General features: G+C 38.7%; 25 protein-coding genes. 10 read left to right on the forward strand and 15 right to left on the reverse strand.

The annotated features are described in order from the left end of the window. Positions 1–80: 80 nt before the first annotated feature. From rarD to MHI34_RS21400, 9 genes are all read right to left on the reverse strand, one after another. Positions 81–989 carry an EamA family transporter RarD gene (gene rarD / locus MHI34_RS21360; protein WP_036129191.1) on the reverse strand — a complete coding sequence of 303 codons (909 nt, stop codon included), beginning with the start codon at positions 987–989 and terminating at the stop codon, positions 81–83. Between the two features lie 135 nt (positions 990–1,124). Further along, positions 1,125–1,661, reverse strand: a complete 537-nt coding sequence (locus MHI34_RS21365; protein WP_036129188.1) for a hypothetical protein — start codon at positions 1,659–1,661, stop codon at positions 1,125–1,127. Between the two features lie 232 nt (positions 1,662–1,893). Next, entirely contained in the window at positions 1,894–3,063 is a 1,170-nt protein-coding gene (locus tag MHI34_RS21370) for a toxic anion resistance protein (RefSeq protein ID WP_058844715.1), read from the reverse strand. A gap of 469 nt (positions 3,064–3,532) precedes the next feature. Beyond that, complete coding sequence (locus tag MHI34_RS21375) at positions 3,533–4,777, reverse strand: ABC transporter permease (RefSeq protein WP_080717166.1); 1,245 nt, start codon at positions 4,775–4,777, stop codon at positions 3,533–3,535. Further along, on the reverse strand, positions 4,761–5,666 hold the full coding sequence (locus MHI34_RS21380; RefSeq protein WP_141903045.1) for an ABC transporter ATP-binding protein: 906 nt from the start codon (positions 5,664–5,666) through the stop codon (positions 4,761–4,763). The genes MHI34_RS21375 and MHI34_RS21380 overlap by 17 nt, the downstream gene beginning before the upstream one ends. A 13-nt stretch (positions 5,667–5,679) precedes the next feature. Beyond that, positions 5,680–6,210, reverse strand: coding sequence for a DUF2812 domain-containing protein (locus MHI34_RS21385; RefSeq protein ID WP_036129170.1), 531 nt, complete (start codon positions 6,208–6,210; stop codon positions 5,680–5,682). Positions 6,211–6,286: 76 nt separating this feature from the next. Then, positions 6,287–6,823, reverse strand: a complete 537-nt coding sequence (locus MHI34_RS21390; RefSeq protein WP_340808781.1) for a DUF2812 domain-containing protein — start codon at positions 6,821–6,823, stop codon at positions 6,287–6,289. Between the two features lies 1 nt (position 6,824). Next, positions 6,825–7,139, reverse strand: coding sequence for a helix-turn-helix transcriptional regulator (locus MHI34_RS21395; protein ID WP_036129164.1), 315 nt, complete (start codon positions 7,137–7,139; stop codon positions 6,825–6,827). A 529-nt stretch (positions 7,140–7,668) separates the two neighbouring features. Then, the gene (locus MHI34_RS21400) at positions 7,669–8,250 is read right to left on the reverse strand and encodes a TetR/AcrR family transcriptional regulator (protein WP_036129161.1); all 582 of its coding nucleotides are present in this window, start codon (positions 8,248–8,250) and stop codon (positions 7,669–7,671) included. A 153-nt stretch (positions 8,251–8,403) separates the two neighbouring features. On the opposite strand from MHI34_RS21400, the gene MHI34_RS21405 reads away from it, so the two are divergent. Next, positions 8,404–9,162, forward strand: coding sequence for an SDR family oxidoreductase (locus MHI34_RS21405; RefSeq protein ID WP_058844711.1), 759 nt, complete (start codon positions 8,404–8,406; stop codon positions 9,160–9,162). Between the two features lie 51 nt (positions 9,163–9,213). Here the strand turns inward: MHI34_RS21405 and brnQ are convergent, their stop codons facing one another. Together brnQ and MHI34_RS21415 are read right to left on the reverse strand one after the other, a co-directional pair. Next, entirely contained in the window at positions 9,214–10,554 is a 1,341-nt protein-coding gene (gene brnQ, locus MHI34_RS21410) for a branched-chain amino acid transport system II carrier protein (protein WP_340808779.1), read from the reverse strand. Between the two features lie 185 nt (positions 10,555–10,739). Further along, positions 10,740–11,492 carry an alpha/beta fold hydrolase gene (locus MHI34_RS21415; RefSeq protein ID WP_036129148.1) on the reverse strand — a complete coding sequence of 251 codons (753 nt, stop codon included), beginning with the start codon at positions 11,490–11,492 and terminating at the stop codon, positions 10,740–10,742. 283 nt (positions 11,493–11,775) lie between these two features. On the opposite strand from MHI34_RS21415, the gene MHI34_RS21420 reads away from it, so the two are divergent. Further along, complete coding sequence (locus MHI34_RS21420) at positions 11,776–12,657, forward strand: LysR family transcriptional regulator (protein ID WP_089932495.1); 882 nt, start codon at positions 11,776–11,778, stop codon at positions 12,655–12,657. Between the two features lie 302 nt (positions 12,658–12,959). Then, positions 12,960–13,409 (forward strand): DUF5412 family protein, encoded by a 450-nt coding sequence (locus tag MHI34_RS21425; protein ID WP_342504494.1) that lies wholly within the window; start codon positions 12,960–12,962, stop codon positions 13,407–13,409. A 132-nt stretch (positions 13,410–13,541) separates the two neighbouring features. Here the strand turns inward: MHI34_RS21425 and MHI34_RS21430 are convergent, their stop codons facing one another. After that, the gene (locus MHI34_RS21430; RefSeq protein ID WP_342503953.1) at positions 13,542–14,333 is read right to left on the reverse strand and encodes a DUF1835 domain-containing protein; all 792 of its coding nucleotides are present in this window, start codon (positions 14,331–14,333) and stop codon (positions 13,542–13,544) included. Positions 14,334–14,344: 11 nt separating this feature from the next. Further along, positions 14,345–14,968: a LysE family translocator gene (locus MHI34_RS21435; protein WP_249646018.1), complete on the reverse strand. Its 624-nt coding sequence runs from the start codon at positions 14,966–14,968 to the stop codon at positions 14,345–14,347. A 215-nt stretch (positions 14,969–15,183) separates the two neighbouring features. Between MHI34_RS21435 and MHI34_RS21440 the strand changes: the two genes are divergently transcribed. The 6 genes from MHI34_RS21440 (at position 15,184) to MHI34_RS21465 (ending at position 20,755) form a co-directional block, all read left to right on the forward strand. After that, the gene (locus tag MHI34_RS21440; RefSeq protein ID WP_342503954.1) at positions 15,184–15,567 is read left to right on the forward strand and encodes a sodium:proton antiporter; all 384 of its coding nucleotides are present in this window, start codon (positions 15,184–15,186) and stop codon (positions 15,565–15,567) included. Positions 15,568–16,033: 466 nt separating this feature from the next. Then, a complete protein-coding gene (gene proB, locus MHI34_RS21445; protein WP_101966825.1) occupies positions 16,034–17,152 on the forward strand; it encodes a glutamate 5-kinase in 1,119 nt (372 codons plus the stop codon). Next, positions 17,142–18,392 carry a glutamate-5-semialdehyde dehydrogenase gene (locus tag MHI34_RS21450; RefSeq protein ID WP_101966826.1) on the forward strand — a complete coding sequence of 417 codons (1,251 nt, stop codon included), beginning with the start codon at positions 17,142–17,144 and terminating at the stop codon, positions 18,390–18,392. Before proB ends, MHI34_RS21450 begins: the two co-directional genes overlap by 11 nt. Before the next feature lie 63 nt (positions 18,393–18,455). Next, positions 18,456–19,343, forward strand: coding sequence for a DMT family transporter (locus tag MHI34_RS21455; protein WP_058844704.1), 888 nt, complete (start codon positions 18,456–18,458; stop codon positions 19,341–19,343). Beyond that, a complete protein-coding gene (locus tag MHI34_RS21460) occupies positions 19,340–20,302 on the forward strand; it encodes a carbohydrate kinase (RefSeq protein ID WP_036126588.1) in 963 nt (320 codons plus the stop codon). The genes MHI34_RS21455 and MHI34_RS21460 overlap by 4 nt, the downstream gene beginning before the upstream one ends. A 63-nt stretch (positions 20,303–20,365) precedes the next feature. Then, positions 20,366–20,755, forward strand: a complete 390-nt coding sequence (locus tag MHI34_RS21465; RefSeq protein WP_036126586.1) for an RDD family protein — start codon at positions 20,366–20,368, stop codon at positions 20,753–20,755. A 239-nt stretch (positions 20,756–20,994) separates the two neighbouring features. Here the strand turns inward: MHI34_RS21465 and MHI34_RS21470 are convergent, their stop codons facing one another. Next, positions 20,995–21,426 carry a GNAT family N-acetyltransferase gene (locus MHI34_RS21470; RefSeq protein ID WP_036126584.1) on the reverse strand — a complete coding sequence of 144 codons (432 nt, stop codon included), beginning with the start codon at positions 21,424–21,426 and terminating at the stop codon, positions 20,995–20,997. A gap of 124 nt (positions 21,427–21,550) precedes the next feature. Here MHI34_RS21470 and MHI34_RS21475 point away from each other — a divergent pair, with 124 nt between their 5' ends. Further along, on the forward strand, positions 21,551–22,003 hold the full coding sequence (locus tag MHI34_RS21475; RefSeq protein ID WP_141903033.1) for a MarR family transcriptional regulator: 453 nt from the start codon (positions 21,551–21,553) through the stop codon (positions 22,001–22,003). Between the two features lie 42 nt (positions 22,004–22,045). Here the strand turns inward: MHI34_RS21475 and MHI34_RS21480 are convergent, their stop codons facing one another. Then, complete coding sequence (locus MHI34_RS21480; RefSeq protein ID WP_340808774.1) at positions 22,046–23,401, reverse strand: aspartate aminotransferase family protein; 1,356 nt, start codon at positions 23,399–23,401, stop codon at positions 22,046–22,048. Positions 23,402–23,405: the final 4 nt, after the last annotated feature.

Raw genomic sequence — 23,405 nt, forward strand, 5'->3', positions numbered from 1 at the left:
TTTTTCTACTTCTCCATTATTGTTATCGTGGATGTCATAATTCCATCACAAAAAAGACCTGTAGAAACTCTACAAGTCTTTTACGAAACGGATTTATGATGGGCCTTCCTTGTTTCTATGATTTTAGACCCTGAGAATAGCAGTAAAGCCGCCCAAATAATGCTGAATGCGAGGAACTCTACTTGACTAAACGGCTCTTTGTATAGCACGATGCCTAAAATCAAGACAATGGTTGGCGCCACATATTGAATAAAGCCTAGTAAATATAAAGGAATATTTTGTGCGCCCTTCGCAAATAAAATAAGCGGCACAGCTGTGACTAACCCACTGAAGATCATCAAAATGTCTGTTTTGACATCGACATGTAAAAATGAGGATTGATGGGTTGTAAACAGATAAATGTAATAGCCTAATGCAAACGGTAAAATCAATAATGTTTCAATCGCTAATCCCCTTGTAGGGTCCAGTGTAATTTTCTTTTTCAGTACACCGTAAATAGCGAAAGATAGCGCGATCAACAATGCTACCCATGGCACAGAGCCATAATTAATCGTTAAAATAATTACCGCAATAAAAGCAATTCCCGTCGCTACCCATTGTGCACGACTTAGCGATTCTTTAAAGAAAATCACCCCAAAAATAACAGACAAGAGCGGATTAATATAATAGCCTAAGCTCGTTTCAATTAAATGGTTATGTGTGACTGCCCAAATATACAAATACCAGTTCATTGAAATAACAAAGGATGCACCCGCAAGCTGCCAAAAATGCTTTTGATGAGACCATAAATATTTTAAATCTGCAACAAGATCCTTCCGCATTCGAAAGACGATGACAGCCAGTACCGTAAAGACAAAAGACCAAATGACACGGGATAATAAAATTTCCATACTTGGTACATGTTCAAGTAGTTTCCAATATAAAGGGAATGCTCCCCAAAAGGCATAGGCTAAAATAGCAGCCAAAACCCCTTTTTTCTCATTTGACATGGCCAATAACGCTCCTACTCTTATTGAAATCGATGAACGACTTCACATACTCTTAAATTAGTTAAAGAATAGACCCATTATAGGACTTTGTGTGGCAACTGTAAATGCCAAATTTCAAGTGCCTGACAATAGCTGTTAGCCTTTTGGCTCAGATTCTAGCTCGGAAATGTATCTTCGCACGGTGCTATAGCTAATATCTGGATTGATCTGGCGTTTGATGCGAATATGGATTTCTTTAATTCCAACCCCTTGTTCACGCATATCTCGAATCATCGACTTCAAAGGACCCGTCAGTGACTCTCTAGACATAGCTGTATATTTACTTAATTCAATCAGTAGCTCCGTATTTTGTTGGCGGAGCACCTTCATCTCCTCTATCACACAATTGTATTCGGTTACCTTTTTCTGTAGCACCATATTTTGCTGCTTGACCTTTTGCAAATCCTCTGTAAGCTGAGCATTTTGTTTTTTTAGCATTTTTCGTTCTCGTTCTAAACTAGTTTGCTTGTTATCTAAATCTGTATGCATAGTATTGTACAGTTCTTCCATATGCAACAGTTCTAAATAGCGGCTTTGCGGAACGATCATTAAGCTATCTGTCGTATAGAGAGCAATTGTGCCATCTTTAAAAGGCTCATACGACAATGTAGAGGGCTTTAGTTTATTTGGCATTCGTTTTTCACTCCTCCACGAATCAATTCATGTAATCCTATTGCTTGAAGTAACATTTATCCGCTTCCTTTTTCATTTGATAATCATTCTCATTTAATTTTATCATAATCAGTATTTTGCTTTTTGTCAAAAAACAATTTTCACTTGGCGTAATACTTCCATTTGAGACAGAGTCACGTCATACATGGCATAGAAAAAGCTTCCTGCAAAATGATTGCAGGAAGCTTTAGACTTACATTTTTTTCAGTTTTTCATATTCCAATTGCAAACGTTCAATTCGTTTACGACCTTCTTCACGGTTTCTAGCTGTTTCTGCTTGTATTTGCTTCGTTTCTTGAATACCAGCCATAATCGTTTGCCATGTTGTTTCAATCGTTTCGATTTTAATGCTCGGGCTACCAGCTTGACGTGCAATATTCACACTGTTTTTACTAATATTTTCAGCATTGCGAACAAGCATTTCGTTTGTACGACGGTCCAGTTCAACCATCGAATCGGAAATTAGCTTTTGGCGTTTCAATGTGACTGCATGAATTAACCCTTGTTTAAAAATGGGAATCGTCGTTACAAAGGCAGAGTTAATCTTACCAATTAAATGGTTATTCCCCTGCTGCATTAAGCGAATTTGAGGTGCTGATTGGAATGATACTTGCTGTGCCATTTCTAAATCATAGCGACGTTGCTCTAATAATTCTACAGCGCGTAGCATTGTTTCATATTCCATTGCTGCCAGTTGATCACCTGTTTGTGCCTTTTGCTCAAGTGCAGGTAATGATGCGCGAACCTCTTCTGTTTTTACTTCAATCGCTGCAACAAATTTACTTAATGACTGGAAGTAGTTTAAATTTTGGTCATACAGATTTTCAAGGTCGATGGTATTACGCTTCATTTCACCTTCATACTTTTGAATTTCACGATAAATAACATCTACTTCTTTGTTCATGCTGTCATATTTAGATAAGAACCTTTCCAATTGCTCTTTCCCTTTATTAAAGAGCTTGGAGATGAAACCGCCCTTTTTCTCTTCCGCAAAATCTTGTGGATCGAACTTATCCATAATTTTATTAAGATTATTTAATAGCACACTCGACTCTTCCAGCTTACTGGCTTTCATCGTTGCGAGCATTTTATCTGAAAAGGTAGAAATGCCACTTGCTGTTTCTTTACCAAGCTCAAGCATAGCAATTTGATCTTTCACATCAATTTTTTGTGCCAGTGCATGAACCTCAGGATCTTGCTTTAACACCAGCTGATTTTGTGCAATTTGCGATAACTCCTGCTCTGACACAAGTACCGGCTTTTGCTCAGATGCCTGTTGAACTAGTGGATTTGGCTGTAATAAAGGATTTTCTGAAGCGAATGGGTCCTTGGATTTTAAAAGATCATTGTTGAATTCAGACATACGTTTTACCCCCTGCAATTTATCTCTACTTATTACTTACGATTACCATGTAAAAAAGTTTCATTTCCTACAGTATGAAAAAATACGAGTTTGTTACATTATAGTCATTCTGGTGAAGGCTATATTGTAAGCTATATTGGTTAGGGTGAGCATTATGAATAAAAACCTCTATCTGGGCACGATGAAGGAGAATGTCTTCCATTTCTTTATTGATGGGACATCGCTGTTGAAGTTTTTGAAAGAACTGAGCTTTTTCCTCAGGTGTTGTTAAACGACACTTTGGCTTTAGGGCAAGAAGCGCGTCCACCTCTGATTTAGTTAACATAGTCTCACCCCTTTTTTAAATTATAGCTTCTTTCTATACAAAATTCGACTGATTCCGTAAATTCCTTTGCATTGTTTGCTAGCAATGACATCTAATGACAAAAAAAACAGCTACATCATCCATGTAGCTGTTTTTGGTCTTGTGTTATGTTGTTACCTTTAATACCGTTTTAATTTTTTGAATGACACCACCAGAGCTATATGTCAATACACTGCGTTTATAGAACGATAAACTAAATAGGTACACGACAACAATCGTTGCGATTAAAATACCTAAGGATAATAGTGGAACAATACCTCCGATATCTGTAGCACCAATTCGCATTGGCATGATCATACCAGAAGTTAACGGGATATAAGAGAAAATTTTAATGATTAATGTATCCGGATTCCCCATGCCTGTAAGCATGACATAGAAGCCAATGATCGTAATAATCATCGCTGGCATTAAAACTTGACCCGCTTCTTCTACCTTTGATACCAATGAACCAAATAATGCACCAATGATTAAATACAGAATGACCGTTAACAACAGGAATACGATAGCATAGATTACATAGCCAATAGATAACTCCTTGATAATGCTAGCAGCCGCATCCCATACCATGCCACCTTTAATAAATTTCGCATAGATGAGGAAAACTGCTGCAATAATACCCATCTGTGTTAAAGCCAGCAATAATACACCAGCAATTTTCGCTTTAAAATGTGTCGCTGGTTTGACACTTACTAGGAGCATTTCCATTGCTCGTGAGCCTTTTTCAGAGGCAATTTCAGTCGTAATCATCGATAGGAATGTAGAAATGAAGAAATAGATTAAAATGCCGACAGCATAGGAAACAACTAACCCTGATTGTTTTTCTTCCTCACTTTTCCCACCTGCTGATTCCTCATTTAAGTTTTTCGTTGAAATCGTTGTTTGAGCTGCCATAATTTGTGCTGCTTGCTCAGGTGATAACGATAATTGCTGTACGGCATAATGCTGACCAGCATACTGCAATAAGGATGACAATGTGGATTGATCGTTCAATTTCAATGGTGTGAACGTCGCTATTTCTGCTTGTAGCTGACCATCTTGATCGTTAATCGTCACAATCGCATCAAGCTTACCATCCTTTACTTTTTTTTCAAGTTTTGAAACATCCTGTTCATCCTGAATAAAGGCCATATCCCCATTGGAGACAAAGATTCCACTTAAATCTGCAGAAGTTTCATTAATAATGGCGATTTGCTGTGCTTCATCATCACCCGTAAATAGCTCTTTAATTTCTGACCAGAATACAGCTACAGACATGACAAGGACATATAAACAGGTCATTAAGATAAACGATTTGGACTTGATTTTAGATTTATATAATTGCTTCATTAGTAAACTAAACTTCGACAACATGGCCACCTACCTTGTCTTTAAAGATTTCATCTAACGATAAATAATCCAAGCTGAATTTTTCAATATATTTCCCATTGGACAGCTGCTCAAAAATACTTTGGGCAAAGCTTTCGTCTGCTAATGTAAGAACCGTTTGCTCCTTCTCTACACGCACATCCTTGACGCCTTCTAGTGCCAATAGCTGTGTCGTCGACCAATCCGTACGAACTGCAAGCTTTGTTTTACCATATTGTTTCTTTAAATCTAGTAAGCTTCCAGAAAATAAAGAGACACCTCGTTTTAATAAGCACAAATGATCACAAAGCTCCTCGACATTATCCATTTGGTGACTGGAGAATAAAATGGTCGTACCCTGCTCTTTTAATAGTAAAATCGCATCCTTCAGTAAATCTTTATTAACGGGATCTAGTCCACTAAATGGTTCATCTAAAATTAAAAACGCTGGTTTATGGATAAAGCTTGCAATGAGCTGAACCTTTTGCTGGTTCCCCTTTGATAATGTTTCTGCCTTATCTTTACGTTTTTCTTCCAGTTCAAAGCGTTGAATCCAAAAATCTATTTCTTTTTTTAGCGCTGCTTTTTTCATACCACGTAGCTCACCAAAAAAGTACAACTGCTCCTCTACCTTCATCGTTGGGAAAATACCCCGCTCCTCGGGTAAATAGCCAAGGATATCTCGGTTAATGGCATTGACTGGCTGACCACTCCAAGTAATTGTACCCGCCGTCGTTTCCTGTAAATCTAAAATCATTCGGAATGTCGTTGTCTTCCCTGCACCGTTTTGTCCAATCAGACCAAAAATTTCACCTTTTTCAATGGTAAAATTCAAATCATCCACAGCTGTAAAATCCTTGTACTTCTTTGTAACACGCTGTAACTGTAATGTCATGTTGTCATCCTCCTTATCCTTCAAATATATGTAAGTCTTGTTTTAAGCCCTTTTTGCGGTTTTCATTTTTCACAATAGGAATGACCAGCAGTAAGGCTACGATCAAGCTCATGCATCCTACACTAGTATTCACTAGTCCTGCAGCAGATTCCCATAAACCTAGCGCTATATTATAAATACCAGTCATTAAATTTAATAGTAACACGAGTATAAAAAAGCGATTCATTGATTTTATATAGTTAAATTTGGAAGTGGTATCTGTAAATATTTCAAAGGGTCCCTCTGATTTTAGTTTTCGATAATAGGCCCATCCACCAAATTTGGACACACACTCAATATTCATCGCGTCTAGAAACTCAAAATAATCCTTTGATTTTCTATTCACAAATTCATTTCGATAAATATATAGTTCTGGTGTGCCTTTTTCAAATACAAAGTAACCTGCCACTGTTTTTTTTAGATTCCACCCCCGATCCGCCATATCATTGACCCATCGTTCTTCCTTTTCGTAATCCATAAAAAAACGATACATCCTTTTTTTCATCTAATCTCACCTCTACTATGAAGTCATGCTTAAATTTTCATTATTTTCTGATTTCCCGGAAAATAATGCTCGCTTGTTAATCTGAAAATACATTTAATTCTCTCTTTAATCGATTACGTACACGCATAAGCTTATAGAGTGGGAGAGAGAATAATACGACAACAACTAGATTCAACGTATTCAATGTGAAACCAACCCAGTCAGTCATTTGCTCCGAAAAATCGCCCATTAAACCGATGATACCAATGAACAAATTTAGTAGAATAAGGGAAAATAACAGTGTCATCTTTTTTGACAAGTTGCCAATTTTGGTTTTTTTATCTGTATAGAGCTCAAATGGACCTTCCTGTGCTACTTTTCTAAAAAACACAAAATTGCCAGAGCGATCAACCTGTTCAATGCCAGAGGATTGAAGAAATTCCAGGTAGTCCTCTTCATAGTGACTGCCAAATCGCTCCAATTCATCGTGGCGATAAATATAGCGACCTGGTTCTCCTCGTTCAAACGTAAACCGAATCCATATGAATTTTTTTAAATGCCAGCCCTGACAAGCCATGTCATTAACCCACTTCTCTATTGCATAGGGATTAATCATCAAGCGATATTTATGCATATTATTCAACTCCTTTCGTTATACGGATACCATTGTCAAAAAGTTCCCTTAATCTCAAAATTTCATATTCAATGACCGTTTTTCCAGTAGCGGTAATGATATATTCTTTCTTTCGCCCATCTTCATCAAGCGCCTCTATCCAGCCTCGTTCTAGCAATGTTTTAATCGCACCATAAATGGTACCTGCGCCTAAACGCACTCGCCCATTGCTCATTTCCTCCACTAATTGCATAATGCCATAGCCATGCCTAGCCTCGTATAATGCTAATAAAATATAATAAACGCCCTCTGTTAATGGCGGATGTTCCTGTGTCATCTAAATCCCCCCTTATATCGCCCATCAATATATCGTCAGTCGATACAATTAAAATATATCAGCAGTCGATATAGTTGTCAATGCTCTTCCATTATGTTGCAAATAAAAATATACTTCGTTAGCATGTAAGTAATTACTTGCACGAAAGGAACTGCACAACGAATTATCGAAGCTGCTCTACAATTGATAAGTGAAAAGGGCTATACAGCTCATCATCCTTGTGACAATCGTTGTCGCTCTGAAACCTGCTCCAATTCCATAATTCAAATAAGCGATGGGCTACGTTGCTAGTAGCCCATCGCTTTATCACTTTGAAAGAGATAAGCTATCCTTCGTTTTGAGCGGAGTATCCTCTGCTTTTCCGGTCATCCTACACTTCTCTCTCTATCCTTCATTTTTAGCATTCTATCCTCCACTTTTAACAGGCTATCCTTCGCTTTTAGCGTTCTATCCACCGCTTTTCTTTTCCTATCCTACACTTTCAGCAGGCTATCCTTCGCTTTTCTTGTTCTATCCTACGCTTGTCTCTCTACCCTTCACTCCGGACATTTTTTAAAATCGAAGCTAGTTGCTGGTTTAGAACTGTTACACTGTCGCTAAAATCGCCGCGATACCATTGGATGATGAGTCCGATGATGGCGTTCGCTTGATAGGCACTATAATAGTCGATCGAAATATGGTCCGCTATTTGATGCTCATGGTGTGTAGTAATGTCTCGCTTTAACAGTGAATAAATCCCGTCAAATAGCATGTAATAGTAGGTCAACGGGACATTTTTAGAAAATACGATACGATAAAACATTTTAAAGCGTTCAATATGATGAAAAATCCGAATGGTTGTTGGATCGAGTTGATGGGTGTCCAAGGTTGGGACGGCACGGTAGGGTTCTTCATAGGATTGATATAAATCCTCCATAATTTCCTGAAAGTATTCTTCAAAGAGCCCCTCTTTTTGCTCGTAATGTAAATAGAATGTTCCTCGATTAATCTTCGCCTCTCTACAAATTTCTGCAATCGATATTTGCTCCAATGGCTTTTGACTGAGCAAGGTCAATAAGGCGTTGTGCAGGGCTTGTTTCGTTTTAATAATCCGTAAATCGGTTGTACGCAATTTTTTCAGCTCCTTATTCAACAGTTTTTCCAAAAGTGTTGAATACTCAACACATCATGATAATTTGCATATTGAAATCGCTTTCATATTTATTATATGATTTTAATGAACAGATGTTCAATAACTATCGACATACATGAGGAGGTCTTTGAGATGAGATTAGAAGGTAAAGTAGCCATTGTGACAGGTGCAGCTTCAGGCATGGGGAAAGCCATTGCTGAAGGATATGCAAAAGAGGGCGCTAAGGTTGTCGTTTCAGACTTAAATTTAGAGGGTGCCCAAGCAGTTGTGGACGGTATTCAAGCAGCTGGGGGTACAGCATTTGCCATTCAAACAAATGTCGCATCAACAGAAGACTTACAACGTTTATTTGACGAAACGAACACGAACTACGGTCAATTAGATATTTTAGTGAACAATGCGGGCATTATGGATGGGATGGAGCCAGTTGGTGAAATTTCTGATGAACGTTGGGATCGAGTATTCGCCGTGAATACTACAGCCGTTATGCGCTCTATGCGTATGGCTACAGAAATTTTCCTTGCGCAAGGGCATGGTGTCTTTGTGAATAATATTTCTGCTGGTGGCTTATACGGGGCACGCGCAGGGGCAGCCTATACAGCTTCGAAGCATGCCGTTGTCGGTTTAACAAAAAATACAGCGTTTATGTATGCTGATAAAAATATTCGTTGTAATGGGATTGCACCAGGAGCAGTTATGACTAATATCGCCTCTTCTATGACTAGTATGAGTGAAGCGGGTGCTGCACGCCAATCACTTGGACTATCGATTAATCCTCGTGCTGGTCAACCAGAAGAAATCGCACAATTAGCTATTTTTCTTGGTTCAGACGAAGCAAGCTTTGTGAATGGACAAGTGATTGCGGTGGATGGTGGCTGGACAGCTTATTAAGCCATAAAAAAAACCACGCACAGTGAATTATGTCTGTGCGTGGTTATTCATTTATATGACTTTTCTAGACGGGAACAAGCTCCCAATCACTGCTCCTACAAGAGCTGGTAGTATCCAACCTAATCCGATGTCATAAAAAGGAAGGATCGTTGAATACAGCTTCTCCACTGCGTCCAAAACGCCTAATTTCGCTCCTGGCACACTTTCCACCAAGGCTTTATAGCCATCAATTAAACTAATGAAAAATGTAAAAATCATCGCAATGGCATAAACTGTTTGCTTATTCTTAAAGAAAGATGAGCAAAGAGCAAGCAAGATTAATACAATGGCTAGTGGATATAAGAACATTAAAACAGGGATCGCAAATTGGATGATATTGTTTAAGCCAAAGTTTGCAATCGTAAAGGACACAAGACAAAGTAAGAACACAAACCATTTATAGCTGATTTTTGGAAACACTTCGTGGAAAAATTCACTACAGGACGTAATTAACCCTATACTTGTCTTTAAACAAGCGAGGACAATAATAAGTGCCAATAAAATGGCCCCAAAAGAGCCGAAATAGTGATCTGCTACTGCGGCAAAAATTAAACCACCATTGTCAAAAGTACCAACAGCATCAATACTAGAAGCTCCCATATACGTAATTAAGCCGTAAATAAGTGTCATTAAAGCCATCGCAAAAATACCCGATGTCCATGTAGCCTTGGCTATTTCCTTGCGATCTGTAATTCCTGCACTTTTAATAGCATTAATGACAACAATCCCGAATGCCAGCGATGCTAGGGCATCCATCGTATTATAGCCCTCTTTAAAGCCCGTCATAAAAGCAGCATCCAAATAATCACCGACTGGCTGCTGGAAATCACCCATTGGTTTGATGATGCTTGTGATAATTATAATAAATAAGACGACTAAAAAAGCAGGCGTTAAATATTTACCGATGTAATCCATAATTTTTGCTGGATTTAAAGAGAAATAATAGACAACGGCAAAAAATACAAAGCTAAATACTGCTAGTAGCAGCGTTGCATGTTGTGGTTGAATGTATGGCTCAAAGCCTACAACAAATGGTACGGTTGCTGTACGTGGAATGGCAAAAAACGGACCGATTGTTAAATACAGTGCCAATGAAAAAACAATGCCAAATATAGGATGAACACGGTTCGCTAAATCACGTAAACCATTACTACCTGATAAACCAATCGCTAAAATTCCGAGGAATGGTAGCCCGATGGCAGTAACTAAAAATCCGATTAACCCAAACCAAAAATTAGTCCCGGCAAATTGACCCATTTGAATAGGAAAAATGAGGTTCCCTGCTCCAAAATACAGTCCAAATAACATTGTTCCGATGACTGCATAGGTTGAAAAAGGTATTTTTTGTTGCATAATTGATGTGCTCCTTAGAAGTTTTAGACCATAGCAAATTATTTTAATCGAATGATTTTTCACTATAATTTCATCATGTTATCAAGCATTTATTATAATTACAATAGTTTTTTCGTTTATCTAGATGAATGCTACAAAGTTCAGTTGATTGAACAAAAAAAGAGCTGCCTGCTGACAGCCCCTCCTTAGTTTGCAACTGACCATTCAATATGATCTAAAAATTTATAAACATCTTCATACACTTTATCACGTTCTTTATCTAATGTAATAATGTGACCAGAATTTTCATACCAAATGATTTCTTTGTCGTCTGTTTCTACTGTATTTAAAATGAAAGGTGCGCTTTCTTGGTATAGGTCATCATCTAGTGAACCTTGTAACACAAGTGTAGGTGCTTTGATCGTTGATAATTCTTCACGAGTTTCAGTTGTTAAACGTGTTACGCCATCCAAAGAATCTTTTGGTGTAATGCGTAATTCATGTAATTCTGAAATGATTTGATCTTTTGATTTATTTTCAAAGTGTTTATATAAACGAGCATAATGGTACAAACGTGTAAATAAGCCTTTTGAATTATCACGTGTAATTGGTGCACACATCGCTACACACGCTTTCACTGGAAACGTCTCTGCTACTTTTAATGAGAAGACGCCACCAAGTGAAATCCCAACAACAGCGATTTCTTCATAGCCATTCTCTTGGAGGAAGTTATAACCTTCCACTACATCGTTCCACCAGTCCTCTGGTTTTGTTTCTAATAATGCTTCTGGTTCTACACCATGCCCACTATAAATTGGTGCATGAACGGTATAACCTCGTTGAGATAAAAATTCTCCTAGTTTTTTCACATCTTTTGTGCTACCTGTGAATCCATGCAGTAATAGTACGGCTTTTTTGCCTCCCTCAATAGTTAGAGGTTGTGGCTTAGTTAACTTCATTTTATGATATCCCCTTCACGGAAATTTATAATTGTGTATTTTATGTGTCTATCTTACCACCCTTTATTCATAATGTATAATTTATAGTTTTTATCAAATCAATGTGTACCATGCATGAATGATGTCAACTTAACCGCTGTGCTATCACACTTTTGCTACTTAACTTTTCCATTCTGCTAATAAAATGCAACGTCCTTTTAAAAATAATTTGCAACCTATACTTCCACTCTGTTTCCCGTTATAATGCAGATAACTTAAAAATAACGAGAAAAGAGGTGAAAAAATGGAGTGGCAACAATTGGAATATTTTGTAACCGTGGCAAAGTTAGAGCATATGACACGAGCTGCTGAAGCATTAGCGATTTCACAACCAGCACTTAGTCGTTCTATTTCAAAGCTGGAAGAAGAATTAGGTGTACCGCTTTTCGACAGACAAGGGCGCTCAATTATGCTTAACCGATATGGTGAACTGTTTTTATATCGTGTACTGCGAATGCGCAAAGAATATGAAAAGGCTGTTTTAGAATTACAAGAGCTTAATAATCCAGAGCTCGGCGATGTATCACTCGGTTTTTTACATACGCTTGGAACGAGTATCGTACCAGACTTGATTCGTGCTTTTCGTCAGAAACACCCCCATATTCGTTTTCATTTCACGCAAAACTACTCTCACTCACAATTAAAACAATTATTGGCTGGTGAATTAGACCTTTGCTTATTGGCAGCCATTGATACAGAGCCGCCAGTATGTTGGAAGGAATTATGGCGAGATGAGCTTTTTATTATGGTACCGATTGATCATCCGCTTGCACATCGTAAAAGCATTAAAATGAAAGAGCTGGAGCATGAAAACTTTGTGCTCATGAAAAAGGGCTATGCACTGCGCCGCTCTGCTGATCGATTGTTAAATGCTGCTGGCATAAAGCCTAAAATTTCTTATGAAGGGGACGAAGTATCGACCATTGCTGGTTTTGTAGGTGCGGGGCTGGGCGTTTCCTTACTTCCAGATGATGAGGATTTAAATCCGAAGAAAATCGTTAAAATCCATGTTGAGGATATGGTATGTGAACGAATTATCGGCATGGCTTGGATTGACAATCGCTATCTTCCCCCCTCTGCACGCCAATTTAAACAGTTTGTCTTCGATTTTTATGAAAAAAAATAGAAAAAGAGCGAGTAACAACATCACCTCGGTGTCAATGTTACTCGCTTTATTTTGATTTTTGCTTTGAACATAAAGATTTTTAACGATAACTGTAGAAAAACATGTTAAATTTCTAATTACCACTATACAATCTATTAACCTGTTCATCATACTAAGGAGGTAATAATTTGCATTTATACCTTAACACGATTGGCTTCTTTGTATTTTAATTTACATTGCTATTATTTTTCATTTTTGTTAGCAAATTAATCATTTTCTTTTTTAAGCGGAATCATTTCCCTAAAAAAACATTAACAGCATTTGTGGCGGGTTTAGTCCTGTTTTTTGGTCTATTTATATCTATCCAATACTTTTTTACATTTAGAACTATAGATAAAAAACTGATGCAAAAAGGACCCGAATCTGTATCATCCCCTTCTGGAAAATACACAGCGAACGCTTATTATGAACCCTATGGTGGTGCAGGTCCAAGTAGTGGTGTCAATGTATGGGTAGAAATTTCAAATAACGAGAATCATACAATCAAAACCATCTATTATGCAGCTGCAAAAAGTCAATTTTCAATGGAATGGCTAGACGAGGTTAAATTATCTATTGTTAATCATGAGTCTAAGTATACAAATTCAAATAGAAGTATAGAATTAAATGTGGATAAAGAGATTTATCACGAAAATGGTTTGGCTTGTCAAAGTTTGTTAATGAAAGATGAATATGTAACGCGCTATCAACATGAAAGCACTTCGTATAACTAGATAGAGACTTAAATATCCTGTTATGCATAGAACAACTGCTTCATGAATTTGGAGCAATAGAAAAGATCAGGCTTTGCGCTCCTGATCTTTTTTATTGCTCGTTCATTTAGTTGTGTTGTTATTTTCCATATGCTAACGTACTTTAACCTGATATGAAAAGATGTCCGTTATATCACCTTGAATCTCAAACAATCCTTGCTCGACGAGGGTCCTTAAGCGATACTCTACAAATTCATCCCCGACATAATGATCAATTGCCCCAAATGTTTGAGCCAAAATATGTGTAGGCATCAGCCATTCTTCCTTGTACTGGATCTGCAACTCTTTTGCACTAGCCATAATGAGTGTATCCAGCGCATCTTCCTCTACATGCACTAGCTCATTTTTCCACAATCGCAACGTACTTGGCTGTTTTTTGATATCTTCCCATTCCTTCGCGAGTTGTTGGCATGCTTGGACAGAAAATCGTTTGGCCTCAGGACGAAGCTTCATGAGCATATTGGAGGAAAGCTCCCCTGTATGACGAATACTCATATTAGGCTGCAATCGTTTCAAACCCTCAGTTGTATCAATTCCATAAACCATACTACATTTATGAATCAACTCACTCATCACACAGCGCAGGCCAATTTGTTCGTGTGTGTTTTGACTATACCAAATCCATACATCCAAATCACAAGGTAAACTTGCGATTTTTTTCATCCAGTTCTCATACATATCATCATACAATTGCTGATCTTCATTATCCTTAAAAATATGAGTGTTTAACCAAGTTTTACGTTCTTCTAAATGTTGAAGTGGTCCAATTGAGAAATCATCATGGACACTTAAAACCGTTTCATTACGCTGCAAATGATGCTGACGAATTGCAAACTTCAGGGAGCCCTGCGTTGCTAAGCTAAAGGTAATATGTAAAATAGCCATGACCATTCCTCCTACTGTTTGCTGATGGCAATTTGTATCCCGATAAATGTGAAGAGGATACCTTGAATCATATTTAATCGCTTCGCAATTGCAGGTTGACCAATAATGAGTTTTCTGACTTTCCCTGCAAATATACTAAATAACGAAAATAATACGAGTGCTTGCACTAAAAATACTATACCCAAAATAAGCATTTGAAACGCAACATGTCCCTGTGCGGGATTCACAAACTGTGGTAATAACGCTAAGAAAAATAATGATACTTTTGGATTTAAAATATTCATTAAAATGCCTTTTTTATATAATGTAATATAAGCTTGTGTATTTTGTTGCTGTAAGGTAAATGGATCTCCCTTGGCTCGAAATGATTGCCAAGCTAAATATAATAGATAGGCTGCTCCTGCAAATTTGACAATTGAAAAAATGATTGTGGATTGATAAATAATCGCAGATATACCAAGTACTGCTGCACTAATATGGACAAGGAGCCCTGTACATAGACCAAGGGATGTAGCAATACCAGCCTTTTTATCTTGTGTAATGCTTTGGGCAAGTACAAATAAATTATCTGGCCCTGGCATAATGGTTAAAATAATAGCAGCCCCTAAAAACGCGAATAATGTTGAAATTTCCAAAACTTTCCCTTCTTTCAACTTCTTTTAAAAAACTATTTACATTATACTACATGACGTTGTACTCATTAGAAGTAAGTTTATGACTTTATCAAAAATTTTTCACAAATTTTCATTTCACAAATTCTGCTCGTTCATGCGATACTTTTCTCCCCTAATCCATTATAATAGTAGAAACTCATGAAAAAATAGATAACTTCCATAAGAGGTGATTGTTAATGGCAGTAAGTGATATTGTTACGCAGTATGAGGATGAGCATGGACAGATTTACTATAAAATGAAATCACATGACATTGACGTCAAGGCCGCACAAAACGCAGGTCTCGCTCCAGTGATCACCTATTGGATGGGCGATCAAGAGATTACGGACTCCATTCGAAATTTACGCTTTAGTCCACGTCCCCCCTCCAGCTATATTCAAGATTACGAAGAATTTCAAGCAATGCTTTATTTGAAAGAGCAACGTGCCATTAACCAGCTTTATGAACAAATGAGTATTAAACCAAGAAATATGTCAACAGGTAAACAAGTTATTTGGAGTTTTTTTGTCATTGTTTTGGCTATGCTTCCCCTGTTCATTGCCATTTGGTGGTTTAAATAATCGAATAGGTTGCCTCTTTAGCATTTTTGAATCTCTCCTTCTTAATTTATCAAAACTTTCAAGTAATTTCACTATTCAGCTTGACAGACTTTAGGAAGTAGTGCATTCTTTAGTCAATAGTTACCAACTCCATGATGAGAAAACGAACGGAGACTAGTAGTTAGCCACTGCTTGAAAAGAGAGCAATGCCCATCGGCTGTAAGGCATTGTACAAGGAAGACTGATGAACCTACTTCGTAAAACGTCCTGGCCAAACTAGGCGCAGTCTCTAGCGTTATGAGAAAAGTGGAATGTCGCATGATGTTCAATGTAGGTGGTACCACGGAAGGCAAGTCTTTTCGTCCTAATTTTTAGGATGAAAAGGCTTTTTTTATCTTGATTCAGCAAAATTTTGGTGTCAAAGATGAAACGTCATTGCTCTATTTAACAAAGCAATGACGAACATAAGACAACTGGAGGTAGTGTGATGGAGAGAAAAAGGATTGTTGTGAAGATTGGCAGTAGCTCTTTAACAAATGTAAAAGGCGAAATCGATAAAGTTCGTTTAATGGATCATGTGCAGGCAATCGCCGAATTAAAGAAGCAGGGTCATGAAGTTTTGCTTGTATCATCGGGTGCAGTAGCCGCTGGTTTTAAACAACTTGGCTACCCTGCTCGTCCTGTAACGGTAAAAGGAAAACAGGCCGCGGCAGCTGTTGGACAGAGCTTACTGATCCAAACATACAGTGCCTTATTTAGCATTTACGATATAACGCCTGCTCAAATTTTACTGACACGCACAGATTTTTCTAAAAAAGAATGCTATAAAAATGCCTATGCTACTTTCGAGGAATTATTAGAACGTTCCATGCTACCAATTATTAATGAAAACGATACAGTATCTATTAGTGAATTGACATTTGGGGATAATGATATGCTGTCCGCACTTGTAAGTGGTCTTGTCCATGCAGATCAGCTCATCATTTTAACAGACATCAATGGCTTATATAATGCCAATCCTGCTAAAAATCCGCAGGCGGAACGTATTGATCGGTTAACAGCTATTACCGATGACATGTTAAGCTTTGCTGATGGTACAGGTTCAAAGGTTGGCACGGGTGGCATGGCATCTAAGCTATTGGCAGCCCGAACAGCGCTACGTGCAGGTGTGAAAGTATTTATCGGAACAGGTCAAGGTGCACATAAACTACTTGCTATTTTAGCAGGCCATGGGGATGGCACTTATGTCGAGCATGATGAACTTGCGATTTTAACAAATCATAAACAGTGGATTGCACTTACGGAAGTTTCTGGTAAAATTTTTATAGATAGTGGTGCTGAAAAGGCGTTAATGGACAATGGCAAAAGCTTATTACCCGCTGGCGTATATCGTGTAGAAGGTGATTTTGACAATGGGGATGTTGTAGAAGTTTATAGTGAACAAGGTTTATTAGGACGTGGCGAAGTACTGTACTCTTCCCTAGAGTTAACTGTAGCAATGGGAAAACGGACGGATACATTGTCGAAATGCCCTATTGAGGTGATACACAGAGATAAATGGCTGAAAATTCAAACGAATGAGGGAGGAATGACGAATGACAAGTGAAATTCAAGGAAAAGGACAACGGGCAAAGGCTGCCAGCTACATATTAAATATTAAAACGACCTGTGAAAAGAATGAGGCGCTAACAAAAATTGCAGAACAGTTAATCATTGACCAGCATACTATTATGGCTGAAAATGCCAAAGATTTAGCACTGGGTGAGAAACAGAGCTTGCCTGCTTCTACACTAGATCGAATGATGCTCAATGAAGAACGTATAATGGCAATGGCCGATGCCATTCATTTACTTGTCTCCCTACAAGATCCAGTAGGCACAGTTATTGAGCAGATTGATAAAGAGAATGGCTTACACATCGAAAAGCGGATTGTACCACTTGGGGTCATTGGTATGATTTATGAGGCACGCCCAAATGTCACAGTAGATGCAGCGACTCTCTCTCTGAAAACAGGCAATGCCGTCATTTTACGTGGCAGCTCCTCAGCTAAATTTTCAAATACCGCCCTAGTGGCAAGTATCCACCGTGCACTTGCTAAAACATCTATTCCTATAGAGGCTGTGCAATTAATTGAGGATACAAGTCGTGAAACGGTGAAAGAATTATTTCATTTAAAAGAGTACTTAGATGTATTAATTCCTCGTGGCGGCAAAGCGCTTATTGATTTAGTTGTGAAGGAAGCAACTGTCCCTGTACTTGAAACAGGTGCGGGCAACTGTCACATTTACGTGGATCAAATGGCGGATTACATAAAAGCAGAAAAAATTTGCCTGAATGCTAAAACGCAGCGCCCTTCTGTTTGCAATGCAGCAGAAAGCTTACTCATTCATCCTATTTGGTTTAAGTCTCATGGTATGCAACTGTTAACAGCACTACATGACGCAGGTGTGACCATCATCGGTGATGAACAAGTATGTCAGCTATTTGAGGCTGCTCTTCCAGCTACGGAGGAAGACTATGCGATGGAATATCTTGATTTAACAATAAGTGTTAAATTGGTGGAAAATGTCTATGAAGCAATTGAGCATATTCATCGCTTTGGCACACATCATTCTGAAGCGATCATTACAGAAGATCAATTGGTCGCAGAAACATTTTTAAATAATGTCGATGCAGCGGCTGTTTATCATAATGCCTCTACCCGCTTCACGGATGGCTTTGAATTTGGCTATGGTGCAGAAATTGGCATTAGTACGCAAAAACTACATGCTCGTGGGCCAATGGGCTTGCCAGCGTTAACCTCAACTAAATATTTCATATATGGCAACGGCCAAATTCGTGAATAAAAGAAAGCCGCGCGTTACTTATTTGCTTTAATAATTTTACAAAAAATAGAAAGAAGGTGTCGTATGAACATCTCCGCAATGATTAAACTAACCGTCTCCATGGCACTGTTTGGTTCCATAGGCTTTTTTACGGTTCATACTGGTGTTCCTGCTACAGAGCTTGTCTTTGTTCGATGCATTTGTGCCACCCTCTTTCTAGGAGGAATGTGGCTTATTACAGGGGGGCATAAATCAGAGGTTTGGGATAAGAAGGAAATTCTCCAAACAATTATTTGTGGCGTCTTTATCGTTTTAAACTGGGTATTTTTATTTAAAGCCTTTGAAGAAATGTCGATTTCGATTGCCATTTCCATCTATAATTTAGCCCCTATTTTTGTCTTAATTTTAGGCGCTATCTTTTTAAAGGAAAAAATGACCATTCAAGCACTTGTAGCAACCATCACTTGCTTTATTGGTAGTATTTTCATCATTGGTCTCCATAACTTTGTGTCTTTCTCAGAGTTTATGCAATCTGGTTTTGTGTGGGCATTACTGTCAGCGGTATTTTATGCCCTCACCATGCTAACAAGCAAAACCATTACGAAGCTTAGCTCCTATGCGTTAACCTATATTCAAACAACGGTTGGTATCGTCATACTACTGCCTTTCATCGACTTCTCCTTGTTTGAGGGATTAACCACTTCCAATTGGTTTTATATTTTGGGCACAGGCTTTATTCATACAGGATTTGTTTACTATTTATTTTTTGATAGTATTCGCAACCTTACAACCATTCTTGTATCCGTATTAGTGTTCGTTGACCCTGTTGTCGCGATTTTACTGGATATGCTGTTGCTTGATTTTATGCCAAGCATTATGCAAACGTTAGGTATCCTGCTTATTTTCGGAGGTATTTTCTATACAGTTTACATTCCGAAGAAAAAGCGGCTGCCACAGGAGGCATCCTCATGAGCAAGCTCTTTACTATAGGGGAATTACTAATTGATTTTACGCCAACAGAGCAGCATGGCTCCCTTGCCGATATCGAGCACTTTACTAAACATGCGGGTGGTGCACCTGCAAATGTAGCAGCGGTCTGTGCAAAGCTGGGTCAGCAGGCAGCTCTTCTAACACAGGTCGGTCAGGATGCCTTTGGCGATTTCCTAATAAAAACGTTACAGCAAACAGGTGTAGACACGCAGTACATTCGCCAAACAGCTGATGGAGAAACAAGTCTTGCTTTTGTCTCATTAAATGGTCACGGTGAGCGTGATTTTCAATTTTATCGCCGACATGCTGCGGACTTATTGTACAAGCAAGACTATCTCCCCTTACAATTACTCACTGCACAAGATATCGTTCATTTTTGCTCTGTTAATCTTGTGGAAAGCCCTATGAAGCAAGCACATCTTGCTTTTATTGAACAGGCACATCAAGCAGGTAGTCTTGTTTCCTTTGATCCGAATGTGCGCTTACCTTTATGGCAGGATGAGACTGCGTGTCGGGCAACCATCCTCGCCTTTCTACCTAAAGCACATATTGTGAAGCTTTCAGAGGAGGAGCTATTGTTTTTAACAGCAGTAGAGGAGGAACAGGCGGCCGTCCAAGCATTATTTCAGGGGCATGTAGCCGTCATCATCATTACACATGGCGCTGCTGGGGCTACTTTATATACGAAAAAGCTTCATGTAAAGGCTCCTGCTAAGGAGGTACAAACTGTCGATACGACAGGGGCTGGAGATGCATTTATTGGGGCAGTTTTAAGTAAATTCCTTCAACATCAACTAGCAGTAGCTGATGTTGAAACCTATTGCGAACAGCATGCGATGTCCCTGCTCACTTTTGCAAACCGTTATGCAGGGATTTCGACAACGAAGCATGGGGCCATTCCCTCTTATCCCGTATTGCCATTGGAAATAAATCAAGATTAACGCGAAACTTCTTGTCCTTATGTTTCGTATGTACTAGTGACAGAGTAATAAAGGAGGACATACATGGAGTCGATCACAAAAAGACGAACAGCAGCATTTTTAATCGATACAGCGATATCAACCGCAGTCACGTTGGGTGTTGAATATTTCCTACGAAAAAAAGTGAAAAACGAAGTCGTTCATGCGCTCGTTACGCCAACAGCCGTGCTATGGGCACTAGAATATGCACAGCTCCGTCAAAATGGACAAACCATTGGCTACAAAGCAATGAAACTGGCACTTGAAAATGAAGATGGCCATCCACTATCAGACGGTCAAATAATTAAACGAATGGCTTATCGAGACACCCTCAGTACGTTTGATTATCTAAAAAATCGCCAGACCTTTGAGCAACAGCATGGACAATGTCTACCTCATGACAATTTCGCAGGTACGATTGTCAAAGAAAAATAATTGAAAGCTGCCCAACTTTCTTTATGAAGGTAGTTTTTAATTGAAACTAGAATCCGTCGTGCAAAAAATGGCTCCCCTTAGCTAAGGAGGAGCCTTTCTAATGGCAGCTAAACATAAGTAGTGCCATCGAATTGTATACTTTATCGAAAGCAGATCTTCCCTCTTCTCCCTGCAAACGAATACTAAGTGACAAAATCTAGCACTAATGAGGAAGGTTATTGAAAAGACGCTTTCGTCCACTACCAATATTTTTTCATTAAAATATGTGGGATGCCACAATCCATGAATTCTTCGCCTTCACGCTGGTAGCCTAATTTTTCATAAAAACCTTCTGCATAGGACTGGGCATTCAGCTTTGCTTTTGTTAAACCTTTGTCTCGTGCGATTTGCTCTAAGCCCATAATGATTTCTTTCCCCAGGCCAAATTTACGGTATTGTTCCAATATACAAATACGTTCTAGTTTGCCATAGCCCTCCACAATGCGAAGCCTGCCTGTTCCAACAGGTTGCTCCTTGTAATACACAAGAATATGATCACATGGTGCATCGAGCGAATCAAATTCATCGTACTCTTCTACCTCAGGTACTTGTTGTTCTTCAATAAAAACATGTCGACGAAAATCGAACGCTGTTTGTAATTCTTCTTCAGTTGTCACTTTTTTTATGCTCATGAATATTCCTCCTAGTTTCTCCTATTGACCATCTTCACTAGGTGCAATTTCACTTCGAAGATGATACTATTAGTATAGAATAATTTTTATTGCAAATACAATAAAAATTTCAGGAGGATCGACCATGAAAGAAATTTTACGTGAAATAGGTGCTATTGCACGGGCATTAGACTCAATTAGTAATATTGAATTTAAGGAGTTGGATTTAACAAAGGGACAATATTTATATGTCATCCGAATTTGTGAAAATCCTGGTATCATTCAAGAAAAAGTTGCAGAGCTATTAAAGGTGGATCGTACGACTGCTTCGCGGGCTATTCAAAAATTAGAGACCAAGGGCTTTATTGAAAAGCGTATTGAACAAGGAAATAAAAAAAATAAATTGCTCTTCCCAACAACAAAAAGCTTAGAGATTTATCCTTTTTTGAAACGAGAGGGCGAATATTCCAATGCTCGTGCACTTGCAGGTTTTTCCACTGAAGAGATCGACAGCATCCACAATCTACTAACGCGTGTTTTGCATAACATCGAGATTGACTGGGAGGATGTAAAAAAGGGGCATAAACGACACTATTAAAGGCGATTCCTTGTATTTCCACATGTTTGGAATCGCCACGTACTAAACATTGGCTGCCAATACTCTTTTTAACACGGCTACCATAAAATCAAGATCCTCATCAGTACAGCAAAGTGGCGGACTTAATATAATGATATGATGATAGCCCTCTACTGTTTCACCATTTCTCCCAACAATTAACCCGTTTGCTTGACAATCAGCTATAATTTTCGCTATTCGCTCTGGCTTTGCGGGTGCTTGTGATGGTTTATCTTCGACAAGCTCGATGCCTATGAGCAACCCAAGCCCTCGTATATCTCCAACAAAGGGTAGCTCCAATAAGTCTTGCAAATCATGTAGCAATTGTATACCCAAATCTCTTGCGCGCTGTACGAGCCCTTCTTCTTCTATGATTTTTATATTTTCTAAAGCCACTGCACAGGCTGCTGGATTACCACCAAACGTATTAATATGCCGAAAATGACTATAGCCATCCATCTCTTTAAATTTTTCATAAATGTCTTTGCGTACAGCCGTGATGGATAACGGTAGGTAGGCACTTGTTAACCCCTTTCCCATAGTAATGACATCTGGTCGAATGTCAAAATGCTGATGACCAAATAGCATCCCTGTTCGTCCAAAGCCACATATGACTTCATCAATGATAAGTAATACCCCATGTCGTCTACAAATGCGCTCGACTTCCTTAACATAAGTAGGGTGTGGAATAAGAACGCCACCACCAGTAATCAGTGGCTCCATAATAACGGCCGCTATTGTTTCTTTTTGCTCCCAAATGATCTTTTCCTCGATTTCACGAGCACATGCTAAACTATACGCCTCCACGGGCTGCCCTTTTGGTCGACGATAATGATCAGGTGGGGCAACATGCAAAAAGCCTGGTGTTAAGGGTTCATATTTATATTTACGTAAGGCCTGTCCTGTGGCTGCCAATGCCCCCAGTGAACTGCCATGATAACCTCGATAACGAGCAATGATTTTATAACGAGTTCCTTCCCCATTTTGTTGATGGTATTGACGTATTAGCTTAAAGGCTACTTCATTCGCGTCCGAACTGCTATTGGAATAAAACATCATATAGTCATCTTCTAGTAAGCTGTTCATTTTTTCAGCGAGTCTGATGGCCGGTTCATGACTTTGGGTTAAAGGGGCATAGCATAGCTTTTTCAGTTGCTCATACGCAACTTTAGCAAGACGCTCACGGCCATAGCCTACGTTCACTGCCCATAAGCCTGACATGCCATCTAAAAAGCGGTTGCCTAAACTATCGGTAATCCATGCTCCTTCTCCCTGTTCAATAATAGGGGGCGCATTGTCATTGTACATAGACATATGATGCCAATCATTTTCATGGTCTTTTTGTTGTAAATCATGTGTGAATTGATCGTTCTGCTCCATATCA

Origin of the sequence: Lysinibacillus sp. FSL L8-0126, assembly GCF_038630385.1 — a bacterium.
In the GTDB taxonomy this organism is placed as follows: domain Bacteria; phylum Bacillota; class Bacilli; order Bacillales_A; family Planococcaceae; genus Lysinibacillus; species Lysinibacillus fusiformis_D.

Excerpts from the sequence above, each read along its gene's own strand:
- MHI34_RS21405 (WP_058844711.1), top strand. The coding sequence starts at position 8,404 with ATGAGATTAGAAGGTAAAGTAGCCATTGTGACAGGTGCAGCTTCAGGC.
- MHI34_RS21390 (WP_340808781.1), bottom strand. The coding sequence starts at position 6,823 with ATGCATAAATATCGCTTGATGATTAATCCCTATGCAATAGAGAAGTGG.
- MHI34_RS21365 (WP_036129188.1), bottom strand. The coding sequence starts at position 1,661 with ATGCCAAATAAACTAAAGCCCTCTACATTGTCGTATGAGCCTTTTAAA.
- MHI34_RS21380 (WP_141903045.1), bottom strand. The coding sequence starts at position 5,666 with ATGACATTACAGTTACAGCGTGTTACAAAGAAGTACAAGGATTTTACA.
- MHI34_RS21480 (WP_340808774.1), bottom strand. The coding sequence starts at position 23,401 with ATGGAGCAGAACGATCAATTCACACATGATTTACAACAAAAAGACCAT.
- MHI34_RS21475 (WP_141903033.1), top strand. The coding sequence starts at position 21,551 with ATGAAAGAAATTTTACGTGAAATAGGTGCTATTGCACGGGCATTAGAC.
- MHI34_RS21440 (WP_342503954.1), top strand. The coding sequence starts at position 15,184 with ATGGCAGTAAGTGATATTGTTACGCAGTATGAGGATGAGCATGGACAG.
- MHI34_RS21430 (WP_342503953.1), bottom strand. The coding sequence starts at position 14,333 with ATGGCTATTTTACATATTACCTTTAGCTTAGCAACGCAGGGCTCCCTG.
- MHI34_RS21370 (WP_058844715.1), bottom strand. The coding sequence starts at position 3,063 with ATGTCTGAATTCAACAATGATCTTTTAAAATCCAAGGACCCATTCGCT.
- MHI34_RS21455 (WP_058844704.1), top strand. The coding sequence starts at position 18,456 with ATGAACATCTCCGCAATGATTAAACTAACCGTCTCCATGGCACTGTTT.
- MHI34_RS21470 (WP_036126584.1), bottom strand. The coding sequence starts at position 21,426 with ATGAGCATAAAAAAAGTGACAACTGAAGAAGAATTACAAACAGCGTTC.
- MHI34_RS21385 (WP_036129170.1), bottom strand. The coding sequence starts at position 6,210 with ATGAAAAAAAGGATGTATCGTTTTTTTATGGATTACGAAAAGGAAGAA.
- MHI34_RS21375 (WP_080717166.1), bottom strand. The coding sequence starts at position 4,777 with ATGTTGTCGAAGTTTAGTTTACTAATGAAGCAATTATATAAATCTAAA.
- brnQ (WP_340808779.1), bottom strand. The coding sequence starts at position 10,554 with ATGCAACAAAAAATACCTTTTTCAACCTATGCAGTCATCGGAACAATG.
- rarD (WP_036129191.1), bottom strand. The coding sequence starts at position 989 with ATGTCAAATGAGAAAAAAGGGGTTTTGGCTGCTATTTTAGCCTATGCC.
- MHI34_RS21420 (WP_089932495.1), top strand. The coding sequence starts at position 11,776 with ATGGAGTGGCAACAATTGGAATATTTTGTAACCGTGGCAAAGTTAGAG.
- proB (WP_101966825.1), top strand. The coding sequence starts at position 16,034 with ATGGAGAGAAAAAGGATTGTTGTGAAGATTGGCAGTAGCTCTTTAACA.
- MHI34_RS21460 (WP_036126588.1), top strand. The coding sequence starts at position 19,340 with ATGAGCAAGCTCTTTACTATAGGGGAATTACTAATTGATTTTACGCCA.
- MHI34_RS21395 (WP_036129164.1), bottom strand. The coding sequence starts at position 7,139 with ATGACACAGGAACATCCGCCATTAACAGAGGGCGTTTATTATATTTTA.
- MHI34_RS21415 (WP_036129148.1), bottom strand. The coding sequence starts at position 11,492 with ATGAAGTTAACTAAGCCACAACCTCTAACTATTGAGGGAGGCAAAAAA.
- MHI34_RS21450 (WP_101966826.1), top strand. The coding sequence starts at position 17,142 with ATGACAAGTGAAATTCAAGGAAAAGGACAACGGGCAAAGGCTGCCAGC.
- MHI34_RS21465 (WP_036126586.1), top strand. The coding sequence starts at position 20,366 with ATGGAGTCGATCACAAAAAGACGAACAGCAGCATTTTTAATCGATACA.